Below are 18,935 nucleotides of genomic sequence, written 5' to 3'. Positions count from 1 at the left end.
AGCCAAAATGCGCCGTCGACCGAACAATCGGTAGGTGAGGCGGGTCGCATCCGACCCGCCTCTCGTAGCCGCTCCCACGAGGAGGTGCCGTCATGACGGTCATGGAGCAGCGGGGCGCGTACCGGCCATCGCCGCCGCCCGCCTGGCAGCCCCGCACGGACCCCGCGCCGCTGCTGCCCGACGCCGAGCCGTACCGCGTGCTCGGCACCGACACGGCCGCCAAGGCCGACCCGGATCTGCTGCGCCGGCTGTACCGCCAGGTGGTCCGCGGCCGCCGGTACAACACGCAGGCCACCGCGCTCACCAAGCAGGGCCGGCTTGCCGTGTACCCCTCCAGCACCGGTCAGGAGGCGTGCGAGGTCGCCGCCGCCCTGGCCCTGGAGGAACGCGACTGGCTCTTCCCGAGCTACCGCGACACCCTTGCCGTCGTCGCCCGCGGCGTCGACCCGGTCGAGACCCTCACCCTGCTGCGCGGCGACTGGCACAACGGCTACGACCCGCACACCCACCGCGTCGCCCCGCTCAGCACCCCGCTCGCCACCCAGTTGCCGCACGCCGTGGGCCTCGCGCACGCCGCGCGCCTCAAGGGGGACGACGTGGTCGCGCTGGCCATGGTCGGCGACGGCGGCACCAGCGAGGGCGACTTCCACGAGGCGCTGAACTTCGCCGCCGTCTGGCAGGCCCCCGTCGTCTTCCTCGTGCAGAACAACGGCTTCGCCATCTCGGTCCCGCTGGCCAAGCAGACCGCCGCGCCCTCCCTCGCCCACAAGGCGGTCGGGTACGGCATGCCGGGCCGCCTTGTGGACGGCAACGACGCGGTCGCGGTGCACGAAGTGCTCAGCGACGCGGTGCGGCACGCCCGCGCGGGCGGCGGCCCGACCCTGGTCGAGGCGGTGACCTACCGCGTCGAGGCCCACACCAACGCCGACGACGCCACCCGCTACCGCGAGGACGACGAGGTCGAGACCTGGCGGAGGCACGACCCCGTCCAGCTCCTGGAGCGCGAGCTGACCGCGCGCGGGCTGCTCGACGAGGCCGCCCTGGACGCGGTCCGGCGGGACGCCGAGGCGATGGCCGCCGACCTGCGCGAGCGCATGAACCAGGACCCCCGGCTCGACCCCATGGACCTCTTCGACCACGTGTACGCCGAGCCCACCCCGCAGTTGCGCGAACAGCGCGCGCTGCTCAGGACCGAGCTGGCCGCCGAGCAGGACGACCAGGAAGGCGACCCGCGATGACCACCGTCGCCGTCAAGCCCGCCACCATGGCGCAGGCCCTCACCCGCGCGATGCGCGACGCGATGGCCGCCGACCCCGCCGTCCATGTCATGGGCGAGGACGTCGGCACCCTCGGCGGGGTCTTCCGGGTCACCGATGGGCTCGCCGCCGAGTTCGGCGAGGACCGGTGCACGGACACCCCGCTGGCCGAGGCGGGCATCCTCGGCGCCGCCGTGGGCATGGCCATGTACGGCCTCAGGCCCGTGGTGGAGATGCAGTTCGACGCCTTCGCCTACCCGGCGTTCGAGCAGTTGATCAGCCATGTCTCCCGGATGCGCAACCGCACCCGGGGCCGGATGCCGCTGCCGATCACCGTGCGCGTCCCCTACGGCGGCGGCATCGGCGGCGTCGAGCACCACAGCGACTCCTCCGAGGCGTACTACATGGCCACCCCCGGCCTGCACGTCGTCACCCCGGCCACCGTCGCCGACGCCTACGGGCTGCTCCGGCAGGCCATCGCCTCCGACGACCCCGTGGTCTTCCTGGAGCCCAAGCGGCTGTACTGGTCGAAGGACTCCTGGAACGCCGACCACCCCACCGAGGTGGAGCCCATCGGGCGCGCGGTGGTCCGGCGCCCCGGCAGCAGCGCCACCCTCGTCACCTACGGGCCGTCCCTGCCGGTGTGCATGGAGGCCGCCGAGGCCGCCCGCGCGGAGGGCTGGGACCTGGAGGTCCTCGACCTGCGCTCGCTGGTGCCCTTCGATGACGAGACGGTCTGCGCCTCCGTGCGGCGCACCGGACGCGCGGTCGTCGTGCACGAGTCCACCGGCTTCGGCGGGCCGGGCGGCGAGATCGCGGCCCGGATCACCGAGCGCTGCTTCCACCACCTGGAGGCGCCCGTGCTGCGCGTGGCCGGGTTCGACCTGCCCTACCCGCCGCCGATGCTGGAGCGGCACCACCTGCCCGGTGTCGACCGGGTGCTGGACGCGGTGGCCCGCCTGCAGTGGGAGGCGGAGAACTGATGGCACAGGTACTGGAGTTCAAGCTGCCCGATCTCGGTGAGGGGCTCACCGAGGCGGAGATCGTGCGCTGGCTGGTGGCCGTGGGCGACGTGGTCGCGGTCGACCAGCCGGTGGTCGAGGTCGAGACGGCCAAGGCGATGGTGGAGGTGCCCTGCCCCTACGGCGGCGTCGTCACCGCCCGCTTCGGCGAGGAGGGCACCGAACTGCCCGTGGGAGCACCGCTGATCACCGTCGCGGTCGGCTCCCCCGACCCCGCGGGACCAGCCGGGGAACCCGGCGGCGACCTCGCCCCGGACGAGCGGACCGAGGGCTCCGGGAACGTCCTGGTCGGATACGGCACCCAGGCGCCCGCGCGGCGCCGGCGCCGGGTGCGCGCGGAGATCACCGTGACCGACGGGGCCACTCCGGCAGCCCCAGCCACCCCGACCGCCCCGGCCGCTCCGGCAGCCCCGACCGCCCCGACCGCCCCGGCCGCTCCCGGCGTCCGGGCCGAAGCGGCACCGCCAGCCCCGCAGGGACCGGTGCCCGTCATCTCGCCCCTGGTCCGCAAGCTCGCCCGGGACAACGGAGTCGATCTGCGCGCCCTGCGCGGGTCCGGCCCGGACGGCCTGATCCTGCGGGCGGACGTGGAAGCGGCCCTGCGCGTCGAGATGCCGGCGCCCACCGAGGCACCGACCTTGGCCCCGGCCCCGCCCCTGACCCCGGCCGCCGCCTCCGAAGGCACCCGTGTCCCCCTCAAGGGCGTGCGCGGGGCCGTCGCCGAGAAGCTGAGCCGCAGCCGCCGGGAGATCCCGGACGCCACCTGCTGGGTCGACGCCGACGCGACCGGACTCCTGCGCGCGCGGGCCGCGATGAACGCCGCCGGGGGCCCGAAGATCTCCCTGGTCGCGCTGCTCGCCCGGATCTGCGCGGCCGCCCTCGCCAGGTTCCCGGAGCTGAACTCCTACGTCGACACCGAGGCCCGCGAGATCGTGCGGCTGCCCGGCGTGCACCTGGGGTTCGCCGCGCAGACCGAACGCGGACTGGTCGTTCCGGTCGTCCGGGACGCCCACCGGCGGGACGCCGAGTCGCTGACCGCCGAGTTCGCCCGGCTCACCGAGGCCGCCCGCGCCGGACGGCTGACCCCGGGCGAACTCACCGGCGGCACCTTCACGCTGAACAACTACGGCGTCTTCGGCGTCGACGGCTCGACCCCCATCATCAACCACCCCGAGGCGGCCATGCTCGGCGTCGGCCGCATCGTCCCGAGGCCCTGGGTGCACGAGGGCGAGCTGGCCGTGCGCCAGGTCGTGCAGCTCTCGCTCACCTTCGACCACCGGGTCTGCGACGGCGGGACGGCCGGGGGCTTCCTCAGGTACGTGGCCGACTGCGTGGAAGCGCCGGCCGTGCTGCTCCGCACGGTGTGAGACGCCTGCCGGGCCGCCCGCTCCCCGCGCGGCGGCCCGGCGGGCGGCGTCCGCCGCCGGAGCGCCCACCGGCCATACTCGAAGAGCGCCCACCGGCCATACTCGAAGGGTGACCGACAACGCCCAGGACGTATCCCCTCCGGCCGCCTCCTCCCAGGCCGGCGGGTCCGCGCCGGAACCGGGCGCACCGTATGACGCCGTCGTGCTCGCCGGGGGCGGCGCGCGCCGGCTGGGCGGGGCGGACAAGCCCGGTGTCCAGGTCGGCGGCAGGGCGCTGCTCGACCGGGTGCTGGCCGCCTGCGCCGACGCCGCCACCACCGTCGTCGTGGCCGACCCCCGCTCCACCGCCCGGCCGGTGCGCTGGGCGCGGGAGGAGCCGCCCGGCGCGGGGCCCGTCGCCGCGCTCGACGCGGGACTGCGGCTGACCACCGCCGAGGAGGCGGTGGTGCTCTCCGCCGACCTGCCCTTCCTCGACGCCGACACCCTCCACCGGCTGCTGGCCGCCCTTCGGGACACCGGCGCCGACGGAGCGATGCTCACCGACGACGACGGCCGCGACCAGCCCCTCGTGGCCGCCTACCGCACCGCCGCCCTGCGGGACGCCCTCGCGGCCCTCGCCGCCGAGCACGGCGGGCTGACCGGGCTGCCGCTGCGCCGCCTGACCGGTGCCCTGCGACTGACCCGGCTCACCGACCCGCTCGCCTCCTTCGACTGCGACACCTGGGACGACATCGCCCACGCCAGAGCGCGGATCAGGGAGCATGGGCACGTGCTGAACGAATGGATCACCGCAGTCAAGAACGAGCTGGGCATCGAGCTCGAGGTCGACACCCGTGTCCTCCTCGACGTGGCCCGCGATGTCGCCCACGGCGTGGCACGCCCCGCCGCGCCGCTCACCACCTTCCTCGTCGGCTACGCCGCCGCGCAGGGCAACGGCGACGCCGAGTCCATCGCCGAGGCGGCGGGCAAGGTCGCCGCGCTGGCGATGCGCTGGGAGGCCGAGCACGGCGGAGGCGAGTCCGCCCCGGATGCCGGATGACCCCCTCCGGAACCCACGCCGGCCCGCACGCGGGCAACGGCGACGACCTCGGCGTGGACGACGCCCTGGCGCTCGTCCGCGACCCCGTGGCTGACCGGACCGACCGAGCCGACCGGACCGACCGAGCCGACCGGACCGACCGAGCCGGGCGGGCGGGCCGCGCGCCCGCCCGCCCGGACGGGCACCCGGGACCCATGCGCGGGCACGGCCACGAGGGCGCCACCTCCTGGCCTCGGGCCCGTGAGATCGCCGCCCGGGCCGGGCGCGCGGGGGAGCGGCGGCCCGGTGTCTCCGTCGCCCTCGGCGACGCCCTCGGGCTGGTCCTCGGCGCCCCCCTGGACGCGCTCGGCGACCTGCCCTCCTTCGACACCTCCGCGATGGACGGCTGGGCCGTCGCCGGACCCGGGCCCTGGCGGCTGCGGGACGGCGGGGTGCTCGCCGGGCACGCGCCGCCCGAGCCGCTCACGGACGGCGAGGCGGTCCGTATCGCCACCGGCGCCCGGGTGCCCGCCGGGGTCACCGCCGTCCTGCGCAGCGAGCACGGCGGCACCGGCCCCCAGGAACGGCTGCACGCCACCCGGGAACTGAGCCACGGTCAGGACATCCGGCCGCGCGGTCAGGAGTGCCGTCGCGGCGACCGGCTGCTGCCCGCCGGGACCCTGATCACCCCGGCCGTGCTGGGCCTGGCCGCGGCCGCCGGGTACGACACCCTCGCGGTCGTGCCGCGCCCGCGCGCCGAGGTCCTCGTCCTCGGGGACGAACTCCTCACCGAGGGGCTGCCGCACGACGGGCTGATCCGGGACGCGCTCGGCCCCATGCTCGCGCCGTGGCTGCGCGCCCTGGGCGCCGAGGTCGTCGCCGTCCGCAGGCTCGGCGACGACGCCAAGGCCCTGCGCAAGGCGATCACCACCTCCCGCGCCGAACTGATCGTCACCACCGGGGGCACCGCCGCCGGACCGGTCGACCACGTCCATCCCACCCTGGACCGGATCGGCGCCGAACTCCTCGTCGACGGCGTCGCGGTGCGCCCCGGCCACCCCATGCTGCTGGCCCGTACCAAGGCGGACCAGCATCTCGTCGGGCTGCCCGGCAACCCGCTCGCGGCCGTCTCCGGGCTGATGACGCTCGCCGAGCCGCTGCTGCGGGCGCTGGCCGCCCATCCGGAGCTGGAGCCGTACCGGACGCCGCTCCGGGAAGCGGTGCAGGGGCATCCGGACGACACCCGGCTCGTGCCCGTCGTGCTGCGCGGCGAGCGGGCCGCACCGCTGCGCTACAGCGGGCCCGCCATGCTGCGCGGGATCGCCGCCGCCGACGCGCTGGCCGTCGTCCCGCCGGGCGGTGCGCCGCAGGGCGCCTCCATGGAACTGCTGGACCTGCCGTGGGCCACGGCCGGAATCGGAGTGTGTTTCACGTGAAACTTCCGGGCCATGACGCCATAGCCCGCCAGGCCGACGAGCATCTGGTGCCCTCCCGGGTGAAGCTTCCGAGGAAGGCGGTGGAGCGCCCCCTGCGCCAGGTCACCAAACGCCTGGCCATGGCGCTGCTGGTGCTGGTCGCCACCGCGTTCGTCGTCTACGCAGACCGGGGCGGCTACCGCGACATCTCCGACGGCCCCGTCGATCTGCTCGACGCGTTCTACTACGCGACGGTCACCCTCTCCACCACCGGGTACGGCGACATCACCCCGGTCAGTGACAGTGCCCGGCTCGTCAACATCCTCGTCGTCACCCCGCTGCGCGTGCTCTTCCTGATCATCCTGGTCGGCACCACGCTGGAGGTCCTCACCGAACGCACCCGTGAGGAATGGCGTCTCAACCGCTGGAGGTCCACCTTGCGCGACCACACCGTGGTCATCGGCTTCGGCACGAAGGGGCGTTCGGCGATCCAGACCGTCTGCGCGACCGGGCTGAAGAAGGAACAGGTCGTCGTCGTGGACCCCAGTTCCAAGGCGATCGAGGCGGCCACCGCCGAGGGCTACGCGGGCGTCACCGGCGATGCCACCCGCAGCGATGTGCTCCGGCGCGCGGAGGTGCACAAGGCGCGGCAGATCATCATCGCCCCGCAGCGCGACGACACCGCCGTGCTGGTCACCCTGACGGCCCGGCAGCTCAACCGGGGCGCGAAGATCGTGGCCGCCGTCCGCGAGGAGGAGAACGCCCCGCTGCTCAAGCAGTCGGGCGCCGACGCGGTGATCACCAGCTCCGGGGCCGCGGGCCGGCTGCTCGGTCTGTCGGTGCTCAGCCCCGCGGCCGGCATGGTGATGGAGGACCTGATCCAGCAGGGCAGCGGCCTGGACATCGTGGACCGCCCGGTGGTGCGCGCCGAGGTGGGCCGCACGCCGCGTGAGGCGGAGGACCTCGTGGTCAGCGTCGTACGCGGGCACCGTGTCCTCGGGTACGACGATCCGGCCGTCGGGGAGCTGCAGCTCACCGACCGGCTGATCACCATCGTCCGGGCCACGCCGAGCGCGCACGTCGCCCCGCACGCACGTCCACTGCCGGGCGACTGAGCGAGGCCGCCCGGCCTTCGGCCGGGCCGGGGAGTAGCGTCGCTGACATGCATGCGATCACGATTCCCGAACCCGGTGGCCCCGAGACGCTGACCTGGACCGAGGTGCCCGATCCGGTGCCCGGCGAGGGCGAGGTGCTGGTCGAGGTGGTGGCGAGCGCGGTCAACCGCGCCGACATCATGCAGCGCCAGGGCCACTACGACCCGCCGCCCGGCGCCCCCGCCTACCCCGGTCTGGAGTGCTCCGGCCGGATCGCCGCGCTCGGTCCGGGTGTCTCCGGGTGGTCCGTGGGCGACGAGGTGTGCGCGCTGCTCGCGGGCGGCGGCTACGCGCAGAAGGTCGTCATCCCGGCCGGGCAGCTGCTGCCGGTGCCCGAGGGCATCGACCTGAAGCAGGCGGCCGCGCTGCCCGAGGTGGCCTGCACGGTCTGGTCCAACGTCTTCATGCTGGCCCACCTGAGGCCCGGCGAGCTGCTGCTCGTGCACGGCGGCTCCAGCGGAATCGGCACCATGGCGATCCAGCTGGCCAAGGCCATCGGGGCGCGGGTCGCGGTGACGGCCGGCACCAAGGAGAAGCTCGACTTCTGCGCCGAGCTGGGCGCGGACATCCTGATCAACTACCGCGAGCAGGACTTCGTCGCGGAGATCGAGCGGGCCACCGACGGGGCCGGTGCCGACGTCATCCTCGACAACATGGGCGCCAAGTACCTGGGCCGGAACGTGGAGGCGCTGGCCGTCAACGGCCGCGTCATGATCATCGGCATGCAGGGCGGCACCAAGGGCGAGCTGAACATCGGGCTGCTGCTGGGCAAGCGCGGCGCGGTCAGCGCCACCTCGCTGCGGGCCCGCCCGCTGAGCGAGAAGACGGCCATCGTGGCGGCCGTGCGCGAGCACGTGTGGCCGCTGATCGCCTCGGGTGTCGTGCGACCCGTGGTCGACCGTGAGCTGCCGATGACCGACGCGGCCGAGGGACACCGGGTCGTGGAGGGCAGCGGCCACATCGGCAAGGTGCTGCTGGTCGCCCCGTAACCCTTCTCAGGGGCGGCGCAGCCGCAGTCCGGCCATGGCCAGGGCGAGTCCCAGGCCGAGCAGGACGAGTCCGCTGCCCAGGGGGAGGTACCGCGGCGCCGGCGCGGCGGTGTCCTCCCCCGGCCGGACGGCCGGCCGGGAGTCGGCGGCGGTGGCCGTGGGCGCGGTCGGAGTGGGGGCGGCGGGGCTGTCGGCGGTCTCCGGCTCCTCCGGGTAGGCGGCCGCCGGGGTGACGGGCGTGCCGCTGCCCGCCGGGTCCTGGGCCTGCTCCTCCGGGTCCGGCCGCTGGGGCCGTCCTGGCCGCATCTGCCCCTCTCCCGCCCGGCTCCCGGCCCGCGCGGGTTTGGACACGGTCGGGGACGCCGAGGCGGTGTCCGCGGCGTTCCGGGCGCGTACGGCGGGCGTGGAGGCACGGCCCGAGGGCGTGGGGGAACCCGGCGGGGCGCTCTCCGCGCCGTACGCGGCCGCCGTGCCGCACACGGGTGCCGCCGTCGCCAGCACGAGCAGCACCCGCACCAGGCGGAGCGTGAGTCGCAGCCATGGAGTCACGTCGGTGACCTCCGGAGGAATACCGAGGGAAAGACGGAATCCAGCCTCACATTTCATGGCGGGACGGGCATTTCCGGTTGGGCCGTCGGGGTCGGAATGCCGGATCACCGGCGGGCGGGGGTGCGGCGGTGATGGGGTGGAGGGGTGCGAGAGAATGACGGCATGGAGATGCCGAGGAACGAACGGTCGCCCGAGAACCCCCAGATCCTCGTCGTGGGACAGGACGGGATGGCGCTCGGTGGCGGCACGGACGAGGGCTCCCGCGAGACTCCGGTGACGGAGCAGGTCGAGCAGCCGGCGAAGGTCATGCGGATCGGCAGCATGATCAAGCAGTTGCTGGAGGAGGTGCGCGCCGCTCCTCTGGACGAGGCCAGCCGGGTCCGGCTGAAGGAGATCCACGCCAGCTCGGTCAAGGAGCTGGAGGACGGTCTGGCGCCGGAGCTGGTGGAGGAGCTGGAGCGGCTTTCGCTGCCCTTCACCGACGAGGGGACGCCGAGCGACGCGGAGCTGCGGATCGCGCAGGCCCAGCTCGTCGGCTGGCTGGAGGGCCTGTTCCACGGCATCCAGACCACGCTGTTCGCCCAGCAGATGGCCGCGCGGGCCCAGCTGGAGCAGATGCGGCGCGCGCTGCCGCCGGGGATGGTGCCGGAGGGCGGCGAGGAGCCGCACACCGGCGGCCGCTCGGGCGGCCCGTACCTCTAGCCCTCACGGGCGCGGCAGGTCAGGCAGACGAAGGGGCCCGGCGGACGACCGCCGGGCCCTTCGCACGCCTTCCGTCCGCCCGGTGATCCCGGTCACAAGATCTCGCCGACGGTTGGTCAGAAAGGGCGTTCTGTCTAGCCTTTGGGCTTTCCGGCTCCAGGAAAGGACCTCTTGTGCAGATGAGACGTTCCGCGCTTGTCGTCGCCGGCGCTCTGGCCTGTCTGGCCGTGCCGGCGATGGCCACTCCGGCGGCCGCCGACTCGATGGTCACCGGCAACTGCGGTGTCACCGGTGCCTACGGCGCCTACACCGGCTTCTTCACCAGCAAGACCCGCGTCGACCCGCTGCGCCTGCGCGCGCTCGACAACGCGGCGGACGGCCACCACGCGGCCGTCCGGCTGTCCACCATCCGCAACAACGGTGACTTCCAGGCATGGCCCTGGCACCACAACTACGGCGGCAACGGCGCCGATCAGGTCTGGGACACCAGCGCCTCCGACACCAACGGCATCGCGGCGGTCCGTATCGACGTCGGCCTGTTCGAGGGCAACGACCTGCTGAAGATCTGCACCTCCAGCATCAAGACCAACCCCTACAGCTGAGGGCGGCCGGGTTCCCGGCCTCCGGTCACTGCGGCGGCTCACCCGTGGAGACGCTGAGCGAGACCTCACCGATGTTCTTGGGGTCGACGTCGGTGCCGGGGGCGGGGAACTGGTCGAGGACCGTGCCGTCGCCCCAGGTGTTGTTGTCTTCCTTCTTCACCGTGTACCGCCAGCTCGCGGCCTGGAAGCACGCCTTCACCGAGTCGATGTTCTTGTACCGGAAGTCGGGCAGCCGGACCTTGTCCTCGTCGTCGTAGGACTCCTCCGGCTCGGTGCACTCGGTCTCCTCGATCGTCCGGGAGGTGTCCGGACCCCGGTAACCGGCCGCGTGCGAGGAGGTGGAGGCGCTGGGGGAGCTGCCGCCGCCCGCCTTGTCGTCGTCCTTCTTGTTCATGTTCAGCGCGATCAGCAGGCCCGCGATCAGTACCGCGGCCACCGCGACCGAGCCGATCAGGACCGGCTTGCCGCCGCGTCCGCCGTTCCCGGAGGCGGGTACGGCGGTCGGCGGCTGGGCGCCGTAGGCGGGCGCGGGCTGCTGCCCGTACGCCGGGGGCGTCGGGTAGCCGCCCTGCTGCGGGTAGCCGTAGGACGGGGGCGGGGTGCCGTACGGGTTCGGCGTCGGCTGGTACGGCTGCCGCACCGGGCCGGGGTGCGGCTGCGGGGCCGTCCGGTCCACCGGCGGGAACACCGCCGAGCCCACACCCGCGCCGCTCTGCGTCGGACCCGCGCCCGGCACGATGCTCGGCGCGGCCGGCTGGAGGGAGGCGGCCACGCGCAGGCACTCGTCGCGCATGGACTCGGCGGTGGGGAAGCGTTCGGCCGGGTTCTTCTTCAGCGCGCGGGCCACCAGGGCGTCCACCGCCGGGGGCAGGGCGCTGTTGATGGAGGAGGGCGCGACCGGCTCCTCCTGCACGTGCGCGTAGGCGATGGCCAGCGGCGAGTCCGCGTCGAACGGCAGACGGCCGGTGACGAGCTGGAACAGCATGATGCCGACCGAGTACAGGTCGGAGCGGGCGTCCACGCCCCGGCCGAGCGCCTGCTCGGGGGAGAGGTACTGCGGGGTGCCGACGACCATGCCGGTCTGCGTCATCGAGGTGACCCCGGACTGCATGGCCCGCGCGATGCCGAAGTCCATCACCTTGACCACACCGCGCTTGGTGGTCATCACGTTGCCCGGCTTGATGTCCCGGTGGACCAGCCCCTTCTCGTGGCTGATCTCCAGCGCGGCCAGCACATCCGCGGTGATCTTCAGGGCCCGGTCGGCGGGCATCGCGCCGAACTGCCGTATGTCGTCGGCGAGTACGGAGCCGAGCGGGCGGCCCTCCACGTACTCCATGACGATGTAGGGCATGCCGTCCGCTTCGTCCTCGCCGGTGTCGAAGACGGAGACGATGTTGGTGTGGGTGAGCTTGGCCACGGCCTGGGCCTCGCGGCGGAACCGCTCGCGGAACGCCTGCTCCCGGCCCAGCTCGGTGTGCAGCGTCTTGACGGCCACCTGGCGGTCCAGCACCGAGTCGTAGGCCAGGTGCACGGACGCCATGCCGCCCTCGCCGAGCAGGTCGCGCAGCTGGTAGCGGCCTGAGGCCAGTGCGCGTCCCGGGTAGCGGCCGCCCTGTGCGCCGTCCTGGCTCATCGTTCCGTGTCCCCCACTGGCCCGTCGGAGCCGTCATCGACCTGACATGTGCCGCAGCGCACACGACTTGATCGAATGTGTCATTCCCGGCCAAGTCTGCCCGAGGGCACGGACACGTCAAGCCCGGTGCCCGTTCCGTGACCGTACGCGAAAGAAGCGTCGCGGAAGCGTTACAGCAGGCGTACGAGCGCTGCACGGAATTTGCACGGGTGCCTGTGCTGCGGGTTTCATGGCCGGTCCGTGCTGGGCCCGTCCCGGTGCCGGATCGGGACCGGCGGCCACCGGTGAGGCTGTAGCGTGGCCCGACGGAGACCGTAAGACACCGCGCACCGCGGGCAGAAACGACGGCGAGGACCGATGGCACAGACGCACGGCGGCCAGGGCCCGTCCGACCCAGAGGCGGCCGGCGGTATGGCGGAGTCGCCGGAGAACTGGGGCAACGGCGGGCTCGTCGGCGACGGCCGCTACCGGCTCACCCACCGGCTCGGCCGGGGCGGCATGGCCGAGGTGTTCGCGGCCGAGGACGTCCGTCTGGGCCGCACGGTCGCGGTCAAGCTGCTGCGCGCCGACCTCGCCGAGGACCCCACCTCCAAGGCCCGCTTCACCCGCGAGGCCCAGTCGGTGGCCGGACTCAACCACCACTCGATCGTCGCCGTGTACGACTCCGGCGAGGACCAGGCGGGCGGCCAGGCCGTGCCGTACATCGTGATGGAGCTGGTCGAGGGCCGCACCATCCGTGAGCTGCTGGTCGACGCGGACGCGCCGGGACCCGAGCAGGCCCTGCTCATCGTCTCCGGGGTGCTGGACGCGCTCGCCTACTCGCACCAGCACGGCATCGTGCACCGTGACATCAAGCCCGCCAACGTCATCATCACCGACAACGGCGCGGTGAAGGTGATGGACTTCGGCATCGCCCGCGCCCTGCACGGCGCCTCCACGACGATGACGCAGACCGGCATGGTCATGGGCACCCCGCAGTACCTCTCCCCGGAGCAGGCGCTCGGCAAGGCCGTCGACCACCGCTCCGACCTGTACGCGACCGGCTGCCTGCTCTACGAACTCCTCGCGCTGCGGCCCCCGTTCACCGGTGAGACCCCGCTGTCGGTGGTCTACCAGCACGTGCAGGACATGCCCGTGCCGCCCTCGCAGGTCACCGGGGACTGCCCGCCCGAGCTGGACGGCCTGGTCATGCGCTCCCTCGCCAAGGAGCCGGACGACCGCTTCCAGACGGCCGAGGAGATGCGCGGCCTGATCCAGTACGGCCTGCAGATGCTGTACGACCAGGGCGCCCACTCCGGCACCTGGAACACCGGCCCGGTGGACGCCTCCCCGGGCGCGCCGACCCCGCCCGGCGGCTTCGCGGGCACCACCGTCATGCCCCAGTCCGGCGGCTACGGCGGCGGCACCACGCAGATCCCGCAGCCGATCCTGCCCGGCGGTTACCGGGGCGGCGACGACGGCGGCTTCGAGGGCAACGGCAACAGAGGCAGCGGCCGGGGCAAGCTGTGGGTGCTGGCCGCGCTCGCGGTGGTCGCGGTGGTGGCCGGTGTCGCGCTCGCGCTGAACAACACGGGCGGCGACGGCACGCCGAGCAACAAGCCGTCGCCGAGCCACTCCCAGAGCCACAAGAGCGACGAGACGTCCGAGACGCCGTCCGACGACACCACCGACGAGCCCACCGACAACCCGGCCACCCAGGGCGGCTCGGGCTGGAGCAACGGTTCGAACTGGTCGCCGTCCAGCAGCCCGTCCGACCCCGGCACCACCGAGCCGTCGGACGAGCCGACCGACCAGCAGCCGAGCAAGCCGCAGCCGAGCAAGCCGCAGACCTCGCCGCCCGCGACGGGCAACCCGGCGACCGGCGGTGGCGGCACGACGGGTACGAGCGGTACCGAAACCGGCGGCACCGAAACCGGCGGCGCTGACGCCGGCGGTACGGACGCCGGTGCGGTGGCCGGCACTGAGGCCGGCGGCGCGACCGGCACTTGAAGGCCGACCACGCAGCCTTCCGCCCCCGGTCCGGACGGGCCGGTGGGCGGCTGACCGGTCATGGACCGGCTCAGCCCGTGAAGGCGTCGCACACCGCGTCGTACTCCCTGGTCCACCACACCGCGAGCGCGGAGGCGGCCGGGAACTGGCAGTCGGCGCGGGTGTCACCGCGCTCGTAGTGCCAGCGCAGCATCCAGAAGTCGTTCAGGCGCTCCCACCACACCCGGTGCACGGCCGCCGCCAGCTCCGAGGGGGTGGCGCGGGCCGCGCGCCGGTACGCCCGCGCGTACGCCCGCGCCTTGGGCAGGTCCAGCATGCCCGCCGGCCGTACGAAGAAGATCGCGGCGGCCCGTACCGCCTCCTCCGCGCGGGGCTGCACCCCGAGGCGGTCCCAGTCGACGATGGCGGCCGGGGTGCCGCCCCGGTAGAGCAGGTTGAACGGGTGGAAGTCGCCGTGCACCCAGCCGACCGGGCCGCCGCGCGGCGGGCGGCGGTGGGTGTGCTGCTCCAGCAGCGCGCGGCGTTCCAGCAGCCGGTGGCGGGCCAGGTCGTCGAAGGCGTCGGCCGGCCGGTGCCGGTGGACGTGGCCGAGCAGGTCGTCGATGAGGTCGAAGGTGTCGGCCGGGTCGGCGCTCTCCACCGGGTGCGGGCTCGTGGCCGGGCGGGTGCGCCCCTTGGGCGGCATGACCCGCTCCAGACAGGCGTGCACGGCCCCCAGCAGCGCCCCCAGGCGGGCGCTCTCGGAGCGGGTGAGCTGGCCGCCGTGCAGATGCCCGCCGTCGATCCAGGGGTGCAGGGCGTAGGCGTGGCCGCCGACGACGGCGACCGTACGGCCCTCGCGGTGGGTCAGCGGCGGGACGGCCGGGACCCCGACCTCGGCCAGGCGCCGGGTGGCCAGGTGGCGGCGCTCGATGGCGTCGGGGTCGGCGGTGTCGGGGTCGAAGTGGTGCTTGAGGAAGTAGCGGCCCCGTGTGGTGCGCACCCGGTAGCCCCGGTTGAGCAGCCCCTGGTCGACCGGTTCGCAGGCGAGGGCCGTACCGGCTCCGTAGAGGGATAACAAGGTGCCGAGCGGGGGCGCGTGAGGCACGGCGGGTGGTACACGAAGGTGCTGCACGCGGCCGATGCTAGGGCACGGAAAGACCCCGTGAGCTGGGGTTTATCACAGCCAGTCGTCGGCGGTCGCATTCGGTCACTCGGGGTGTCCCGGTGAACTTCGAAGCACAATTCGCGAGAGGCGCGAAAGAAATCCGCGACCGGTCCCGCAGACGCGCCGGGACTCTTCCTTTGGGCTGGGTGCGCGGGATAACGTGCCGTTGCTCCGGCCTCCTGCAAGGCTGTGACCAGGGAACTTCCGGGCTTTGCCGATTTACTTGGAAATCCAAGCAAAATCGCAGGTCAGGTGGGGTTTCACAGAAATGTGGAGCACTGGGTAACGTTAAAAGCCGCAGGCGCTCGCCGGGGCACCTGTCACGCCTGTTCCCGGCCGAGCGGCACCCACCCCGTGCCCGGTGGTCGAGAAGAGGTGGCCGCTCCCCCCGGCTCCGACCGAGCAAGGGGGACCCCAGGCTCACCGGCAACCCCGTGGGCCGGAACGACGGAGGAGCACACGTGACCGTGGAGAGCAGTGCCGCGCGCAAGCCGCGACGCAGCGCCGCAGGCAAGGCCGGTACCGCCGGCGCCAGGCGCAGCAACCGCAGCGCCGCGAAGCAGGGTGGTGAGCCGGAGCTGGTGCAGCTCCTGACGCCCGAGGGCAAGCGGGTCAAGAACCCCGAGTTCGACGCCTACGTCGCCGGGATCACCCCCGACGACCTGCGCGGCCTGTACCGCGACATGGTGCTCACCCGCCGCTTCGACGCCGAGGCCACCGCCCTGCAGCGCCAGGGCGAGCTGGGCCTGTGGGCGTCCCTGCTCGGCCAGGAGGCCGCGCAGATCGGCTCCGGCCGCGCCACCCGCGAGGACGACTACGTCTTCCCGACCTACCGCGAGCACGGCGTCGCCTGGTGCCGCGGGGTCGACCCGACCAACCTGCTCGGCATGTTCCGGGGTGTGAACAACGGCGGCTGGGACCCCAACGGCAACAACTTCCACCTGTACACGATCGTCATCGGCTCGCAGACGCTGCACGCCACCGGCTACGCCATGGGCGTGGCCAAGGACGGCGCGGACTCGGCCGTGATCGCCTACTTCGGCGACGGCGCGTCCAGCCAGGGCGACGTGGCGGAGTCCTTCACCTTCTCCGCGGTGTACAACGCCCCGGTCGTGTTCTTCTGCCAGAACAACCAGTGGGCGATCTCCGAGCCCACCGAGAAGCAGACCCGGGTCCCGCTCTACCAGCGCGCCCAGGGCTACGGCTTCCCCGGCGTCCGCGTGGACGGCAACGACGTGCTGGCCTGCCTGGCGGTGACCCGCTGGGCGCTGGAGCGCGCCCGCAACGGCGAGGGCCCCACCCTGGTCGAGGCGTTCACCTACCGGATGGGCGCCCACACCACCTCCGACGACCCGACCCGCTACCGGCACGACGACGAGCGCGTCGCGTGGGAGGCGAAGGACCCGATCCTGCGCCTGCGCGCCCACCTGGAGGCGGCCGGCCACGCGGACGAGGACTTCTTCGCGGAACTGGAGGCCGAGTCCGAGACGTTGGGCAAGCGGGTGCGTGAGGCGGTCCGCGCGATGCCGGACCCGGACCGGTTCGCCATCTTCGAGAACGTGTACGCGGACGGGCACGCGCTCGTCGACGAGGAGCGCGCCCAGTTCGCCGCCTACCAGGCGTCGTTCGCGGACGCGGAAGGGGGCAACTGACATGGCCGAGAAGATGGCTCTGGCCAAGGCGATCAACGAATCGCTGCGGCATGCCCTGGAAGAGGACCCCAAGGTCCTGGTGATGGGTGAGGACGTCGGCAAGCTCGGCGGTGTCTTCCGGGTGACCGACGGCCTGCAGAAGGACTTCGGCGAGGAGCGGGTCATCGACACCCCGCTCGCCGAGTCCGGCATCGTGGGCGCCGCGATCGGTCTGGCCCTGCGCGGCTACCGCCCGGTGGTGGAGATCCAGTTCGACGGCTTCGTCTTCCCGGCCTACGACCAGATCGTCACCCAGCTCGCGAAGATGCACGCCCGCTCGCTGGGCAAGGTCAAGATGCCTGTCGTCATCCGCATCCCCTACGGCGGCGGCATCGGCGCGGTGGAGCACCACTCCGAGTCCCCCGAGGCGCTGTTCGCGCACGTCGCCGGTCTGAAGATCGTCAGCCCGTCGAACTCCTCGGACGCCTACTGGATGATGCAGCAGGCCATCCAGAGCGACGACCCGGTGATCTACTTCGAGCCCAAGCGGCGCTACTGGGACAAGGGCGAGGTGGACGCCGAGGCGATCCCGGCCCCCCTGCACAAGGCCCGTGTGGTGCGTGAGGGCACCGACCTGACGCTGGCCGCCTACGGCCCCATGGTCAAGCTCTGCCAGGAGGTGGCGAACGCGGCCGCCGAGGAGGGCAAGTCCCTGGAGGTTCTCGACCTGCGCTCGGTCTCCCCGCTGGACTTCGACGCGATCCAGTCCTCGGTGGAGAAGACCCGCCGTCTGGTGGTCGTCCACGAGGCGCCGGTGTTCTTCGGCTCCGGCGCGGAGATCGCCGCGCGCATCACCGAGCGCTGCTTCTACCACCTGGAGGCCCCGGTGCTCCGGGTCGGCGGCTATCACGCCCCGTACCCGCCGGCCCGCCTGGAGGAGGAGTACCTGCCGAGCCTGGACCGGGTGCTCGACGCCGTCGACCGCGCCCTGGCGTACTGAGGAAGGTTTCGTGACGACGATGACGGAAGCTTCCGTGCGCGAGTTCAAGATGCCCGACGTGGGCGAGGGGCTCACCGAGGCCGAGATCCTCAAGTGGTACGTACAGGTCGGGGACACGGTCACCGACGGCCAGGTGGTGTGCGAGGTCGAGACCGCCAAGGCGGCCGTCGAACTGCCCATCCCCTACGACGGGGTGGTGCGCGAGCTGCGCTTCGCCGAGGGCACGACGGTCGACGTGGGCACCGCGATCATCGCGGTGGACGTGTCGGGCGGGGCCGCTCCCGAGCCGGCGCCGGCCGCGCCCGCCGAGCCTGAGCCCGCGCCCGCCGCCGAGGAGGCCGAGCCGAAGGGCCGTACGCCGGTGCTGGTGGGGTACGGCGTGGCCGCCTCCTCCACCAAGCGGCGTCCCCGCAAGGGGCCCGACGTGGCGGTGGCCGCCGCCGCGCAGGCGGTGCAGGCCGAGCTGAACGGGCACGGTGCTGCGGCTCCGGTCAAGGAGCGCCCGCTGGCCAAGCCGCCGGTGCGCAAGCTCGCCAAGGACCTGGGTGTCGACCTGACCCTGGTCACCCCGTCCGGCCCGGACGGCATCATCACCCGCGAGGACGTGCACGCGGCGGTGGCTCCGGTGACTCCGGTGGTCGAAGCTCCGGTTCCGGCCCCGGCCGCCGTGCCCGCGCCCGCCGTGGCGGTGCCCGCCGTGGCCGCGTACGACTCCGGCCGGGAGACCCGTGTCCCGGTCAAGGGCGTCCGCAAGGCGACCGCGCAGGCGATGATCGGCTCGGCGTTCACGGCGCCGCACGTCACGGAGTTCGTGACCGTGGACGTGACGCGGACGATGAAGCTGGTCGAGGAGCTGAAGCAGGACAAGGAGTTCCAGGGGCTGCGGGTGAACCCGCTGCTGCTGATCGCCAAGGCCCTGCTGGTCGCGATCAAGCGCAATCCCGAGGTCAACGCGTCCTGGGACGAGGCGGCCCAGGAGATCGTGCTCAAGCACTACGTGAACCTGGGTATCGCGGCCGCGACCCCGCGCGGTCTGATCGTCCCGAACATCAAGGACGCCCAGGACAAGACGCTTCCGCAGCTGTCGGCGGCGCTGGGCGAGCTGGTGACCACGGCGCGCGAGGGCAAGACGTCCCCGGCGGCGATGCAGGGCGGCACGGTGACCATCACCAACGTCGGCGTCTTCGGCGTGGACACCGGCACCCCGATCCTGAACCCGGGCGAGTCCGCGATCCTCGCGGTCGGCGCGATCAAGCTCCAGCCCTGGGTGCACAAGGGCAAGGTCAAGCCCCGTCAGGTGACCACGCTGGCCCTCAGCTTCGACCACCGCCTGGTCGACGGCGAGCTGGGCTCCAAGGTGCTGGCCGACGTGGCCGCGGTCCTGGAGCAGCCCAAGCGGCTGATCACCTGGGCGTAGCCGCCCGGAGGTGTGCGAAGGGCCCGCCGTCACGGAGTGATCCG

General features: G+C 73.2%; 16 protein-coding genes. 13 read left to right on the top strand and 3 right to left on the bottom strand.

Annotated elements, in window-relative coordinates:
* Window positions 1–92: 92 nt before the first annotated feature.
* The 7 genes from pdhA (ABZ898_RS12450) to ABZ898_RS12420 all read left to right on the top strand — a co-directional run bounded on the left by pdhA (ABZ898_RS12450) (window position 93) and on the right by ABZ898_RS12420 (window position 8,221).
* A complete protein-coding gene (gene pdhA, locus ABZ898_RS12450; protein WP_361656423.1) occupies window positions 93–1,238 on the top strand; it encodes a pyruvate dehydrogenase (acetyl-transferring) E1 component subunit alpha in 1,146 nt (381 codons plus the stop codon).
* The gene (locus ABZ898_RS12445; protein WP_361656421.1) at window positions 1,235–2,239 is read left to right on the top strand and encodes an alpha-ketoacid dehydrogenase subunit beta; all 1,005 of its coding nucleotides are present in this window, start codon (window positions 1,235–1,237) and stop codon (window positions 2,237–2,239) included. The genes pdhA (ABZ898_RS12450) and ABZ898_RS12445 overlap by 4 nt, the downstream gene beginning before the upstream one ends.
* Window positions 2,239–3,645, top strand: coding sequence for a dihydrolipoamide acetyltransferase family protein (locus tag ABZ898_RS12440; RefSeq protein ID WP_361656418.1), 1,407 nt, complete (start codon window positions 2,239–2,241; stop codon window positions 3,643–3,645). The genes ABZ898_RS12445 and ABZ898_RS12440 overlap by 1 nt, the downstream gene beginning before the upstream one ends.
* Window positions 3,646–3,847: 202 nt before the next feature.
* Window positions 3,848–4,684 (top strand): NTP transferase domain-containing protein, encoded by an 837-nt coding sequence (locus ABZ898_RS12435; protein WP_361657038.1) that lies wholly within the window; start codon window positions 3,848–3,850, stop codon window positions 4,682–4,684.
* Entirely contained in the window at window positions 4,681–6,099 is a 1,419-nt protein-coding gene (locus ABZ898_RS12430; protein WP_361656415.1) for a molybdopterin molybdotransferase MoeA, read from the top strand. The genes ABZ898_RS12435 and ABZ898_RS12430 overlap by 4 nt, the downstream gene beginning before the upstream one ends.
* A complete protein-coding gene (locus ABZ898_RS12425; protein ID WP_361656412.1) occupies window positions 6,096–7,193 on the top strand; it encodes a potassium channel family protein in 1,098 nt (365 codons plus the stop codon). The genes ABZ898_RS12430 and ABZ898_RS12425 overlap by 4 nt, the downstream gene beginning before the upstream one ends.
* Window positions 7,194–7,240: 47 nt before the next feature.
* Complete coding sequence (locus ABZ898_RS12420; protein WP_361656409.1) at window positions 7,241–8,221, top strand: NAD(P)H-quinone oxidoreductase; 981 nt, start codon at window positions 7,241–7,243, stop codon at window positions 8,219–8,221.
* Between the two features lie 6 nt (window positions 8,222–8,227).
* Here the strand turns inward: ABZ898_RS12420 and ABZ898_RS12415 are convergent, their stop codons facing one another.
* Window positions 8,228–8,770 (bottom strand): hypothetical protein, encoded by a 543-nt coding sequence (locus ABZ898_RS12415; protein ID WP_361656406.1) that lies wholly within the window; start codon window positions 8,768–8,770, stop codon window positions 8,228–8,230.
* A gap of 162 nt (window positions 8,771–8,932) precedes the next feature.
* Here ABZ898_RS12415 and ABZ898_RS12410 point away from each other — a divergent pair, with 162 nt between their 5' ends.
* Both ABZ898_RS12410 and ABZ898_RS12405 read left to right on the top strand, forming a co-directional pair.
* Complete coding sequence (locus ABZ898_RS12410) at window positions 8,933–9,472, top strand: bacterial proteasome activator family protein (protein WP_361656403.1); 540 nt, start codon at window positions 8,933–8,935, stop codon at window positions 9,470–9,472.
* A gap of 179 nt (window positions 9,473–9,651) precedes the next feature.
* Entirely contained in the window at window positions 9,652–10,074 is a 423-nt protein-coding gene (locus ABZ898_RS12405) for a hypothetical protein (protein WP_361656400.1), read from the top strand.
* Between the two features lie 25 nt (window positions 10,075–10,099).
* On the opposite strand, the gene ABZ898_RS12400 is transcribed toward ABZ898_RS12405, so the two are convergent.
* On the bottom strand, window positions 10,100–11,707 hold the full coding sequence (locus tag ABZ898_RS12400) for a protein kinase (RefSeq protein ID WP_361656398.1): 1,608 nt from the start codon (window positions 11,705–11,707) through the stop codon (window positions 10,100–10,102).
* Window positions 11,708–12,064: 357 nt separating this feature from the next.
* On the opposite strand from ABZ898_RS12400, the gene ABZ898_RS12395 reads away from it, so the two are divergent.
* Window positions 12,065–13,696, top strand: a complete 1,632-nt coding sequence (locus ABZ898_RS12395) for a protein kinase (protein ID WP_361656395.1) — start codon at window positions 12,065–12,067, stop codon at window positions 13,694–13,696.
* A 70-nt stretch (window positions 13,697–13,766) separates the two neighbouring features.
* Here ABZ898_RS12395 and ABZ898_RS12390 read toward each other — a convergent pair whose 3' ends face one another.
* Window positions 13,767–14,810 carry a phosphotransferase gene (locus ABZ898_RS12390; RefSeq protein ID WP_361656392.1) on the bottom strand — a complete coding sequence of 348 codons (1,044 nt, stop codon included), beginning with the start codon at window positions 14,808–14,810 and terminating at the stop codon, window positions 13,767–13,769.
* A gap of 494 nt (window positions 14,811–15,304) precedes the next feature.
* Between ABZ898_RS12390 and pdhA (ABZ898_RS12385) the strand changes: the two genes are divergently transcribed.
* Genes pdhA (ABZ898_RS12385) through ABZ898_RS12375 form a run of 3 tightly spaced genes read left to right on the top strand, consistent with a single transcriptional unit; the run spans window position 15,305 to window position 18,891 of the window.
* Window positions 15,305–16,495 (top strand): pyruvate dehydrogenase (acetyl-transferring) E1 component subunit alpha, encoded by a 1,191-nt coding sequence (gene pdhA / locus ABZ898_RS12385; protein WP_361656389.1) that lies wholly within the window; start codon window positions 15,305–15,307, stop codon window positions 16,493–16,495.
* 1 nt (window position 16,496) lies between these two features.
* Window positions 16,497–17,474 (top strand): alpha-ketoacid dehydrogenase subunit beta, encoded by a 978-nt coding sequence (locus ABZ898_RS12380; RefSeq protein ID WP_361656386.1) that lies wholly within the window; start codon window positions 16,497–16,499, stop codon window positions 17,472–17,474.
* A 10-nt stretch (window positions 17,475–17,484) separates the two neighbouring features.
* Window positions 17,485–18,891: a dihydrolipoamide acetyltransferase family protein gene (locus tag ABZ898_RS12375; protein WP_361656384.1), complete on the top strand. Its 1,407-nt coding sequence runs from the start codon at window positions 17,485–17,487 to the stop codon at window positions 18,889–18,891.
* Window positions 18,892–18,935: the final 44 nt, after the last annotated feature.

Source organism: Streptomyces sp. NPDC046860 (genome assembly GCF_040645115.1).
In the GTDB taxonomy this organism is placed as follows: domain Bacteria; phylum Actinomycetota; class Actinomycetes; order Streptomycetales; family Streptomycetaceae; genus Streptomyces.
The sequence above is the reverse complement of the archived record's forward strand: the minus strand, read 5'-3'. Positions and strand labels throughout refer to the sequence as shown.

Coding starts and splice junctions, on each gene's coding strand:
- pdhA (WP_361656423.1), top strand. CDS start 93: ATGACGGTCATGGAGCAGCGGGGCGCGTACCGGCCATCGCCGCCGCCC.
- ABZ898_RS12445 (WP_361656421.1), top strand. CDS start 1,235: ATGACCACCGTCGCCGTCAAGCCCGCCACCATGGCGCAGGCCCTCACC.
- ABZ898_RS12440 (WP_361656418.1), top strand. CDS start 2,239: ATGGCACAGGTACTGGAGTTCAAGCTGCCCGATCTCGGTGAGGGGCTC.
- ABZ898_RS12430 (WP_361656415.1), top strand. CDS start 4,681: ATGACCCCCTCCGGAACCCACGCCGGCCCGCACGCGGGCAACGGCGAC.
- ABZ898_RS12420 (WP_361656409.1), top strand. CDS start 7,241: ATGCATGCGATCACGATTCCCGAACCCGGTGGCCCCGAGACGCTGACC.
- ABZ898_RS12410 (WP_361656403.1), top strand. CDS start 8,933: ATGGAGATGCCGAGGAACGAACGGTCGCCCGAGAACCCCCAGATCCTC.
- ABZ898_RS12405 (WP_361656400.1), top strand. CDS start 9,652: ATGAGACGTTCCGCGCTTGTCGTCGCCGGCGCTCTGGCCTGTCTGGCC.
- ABZ898_RS12400 (WP_361656398.1), bottom strand. CDS start 11,707: ATGAGCCAGGACGGCGCACAGGGCGGCCGCTACCCGGGACGCGCACTG.
- ABZ898_RS12395 (WP_361656395.1), top strand. CDS start 12,065: ATGGCACAGACGCACGGCGGCCAGGGCCCGTCCGACCCAGAGGCGGCC.
- ABZ898_RS12380 (WP_361656386.1), top strand. CDS start 16,497: ATGGCCGAGAAGATGGCTCTGGCCAAGGCGATCAACGAATCGCTGCGG.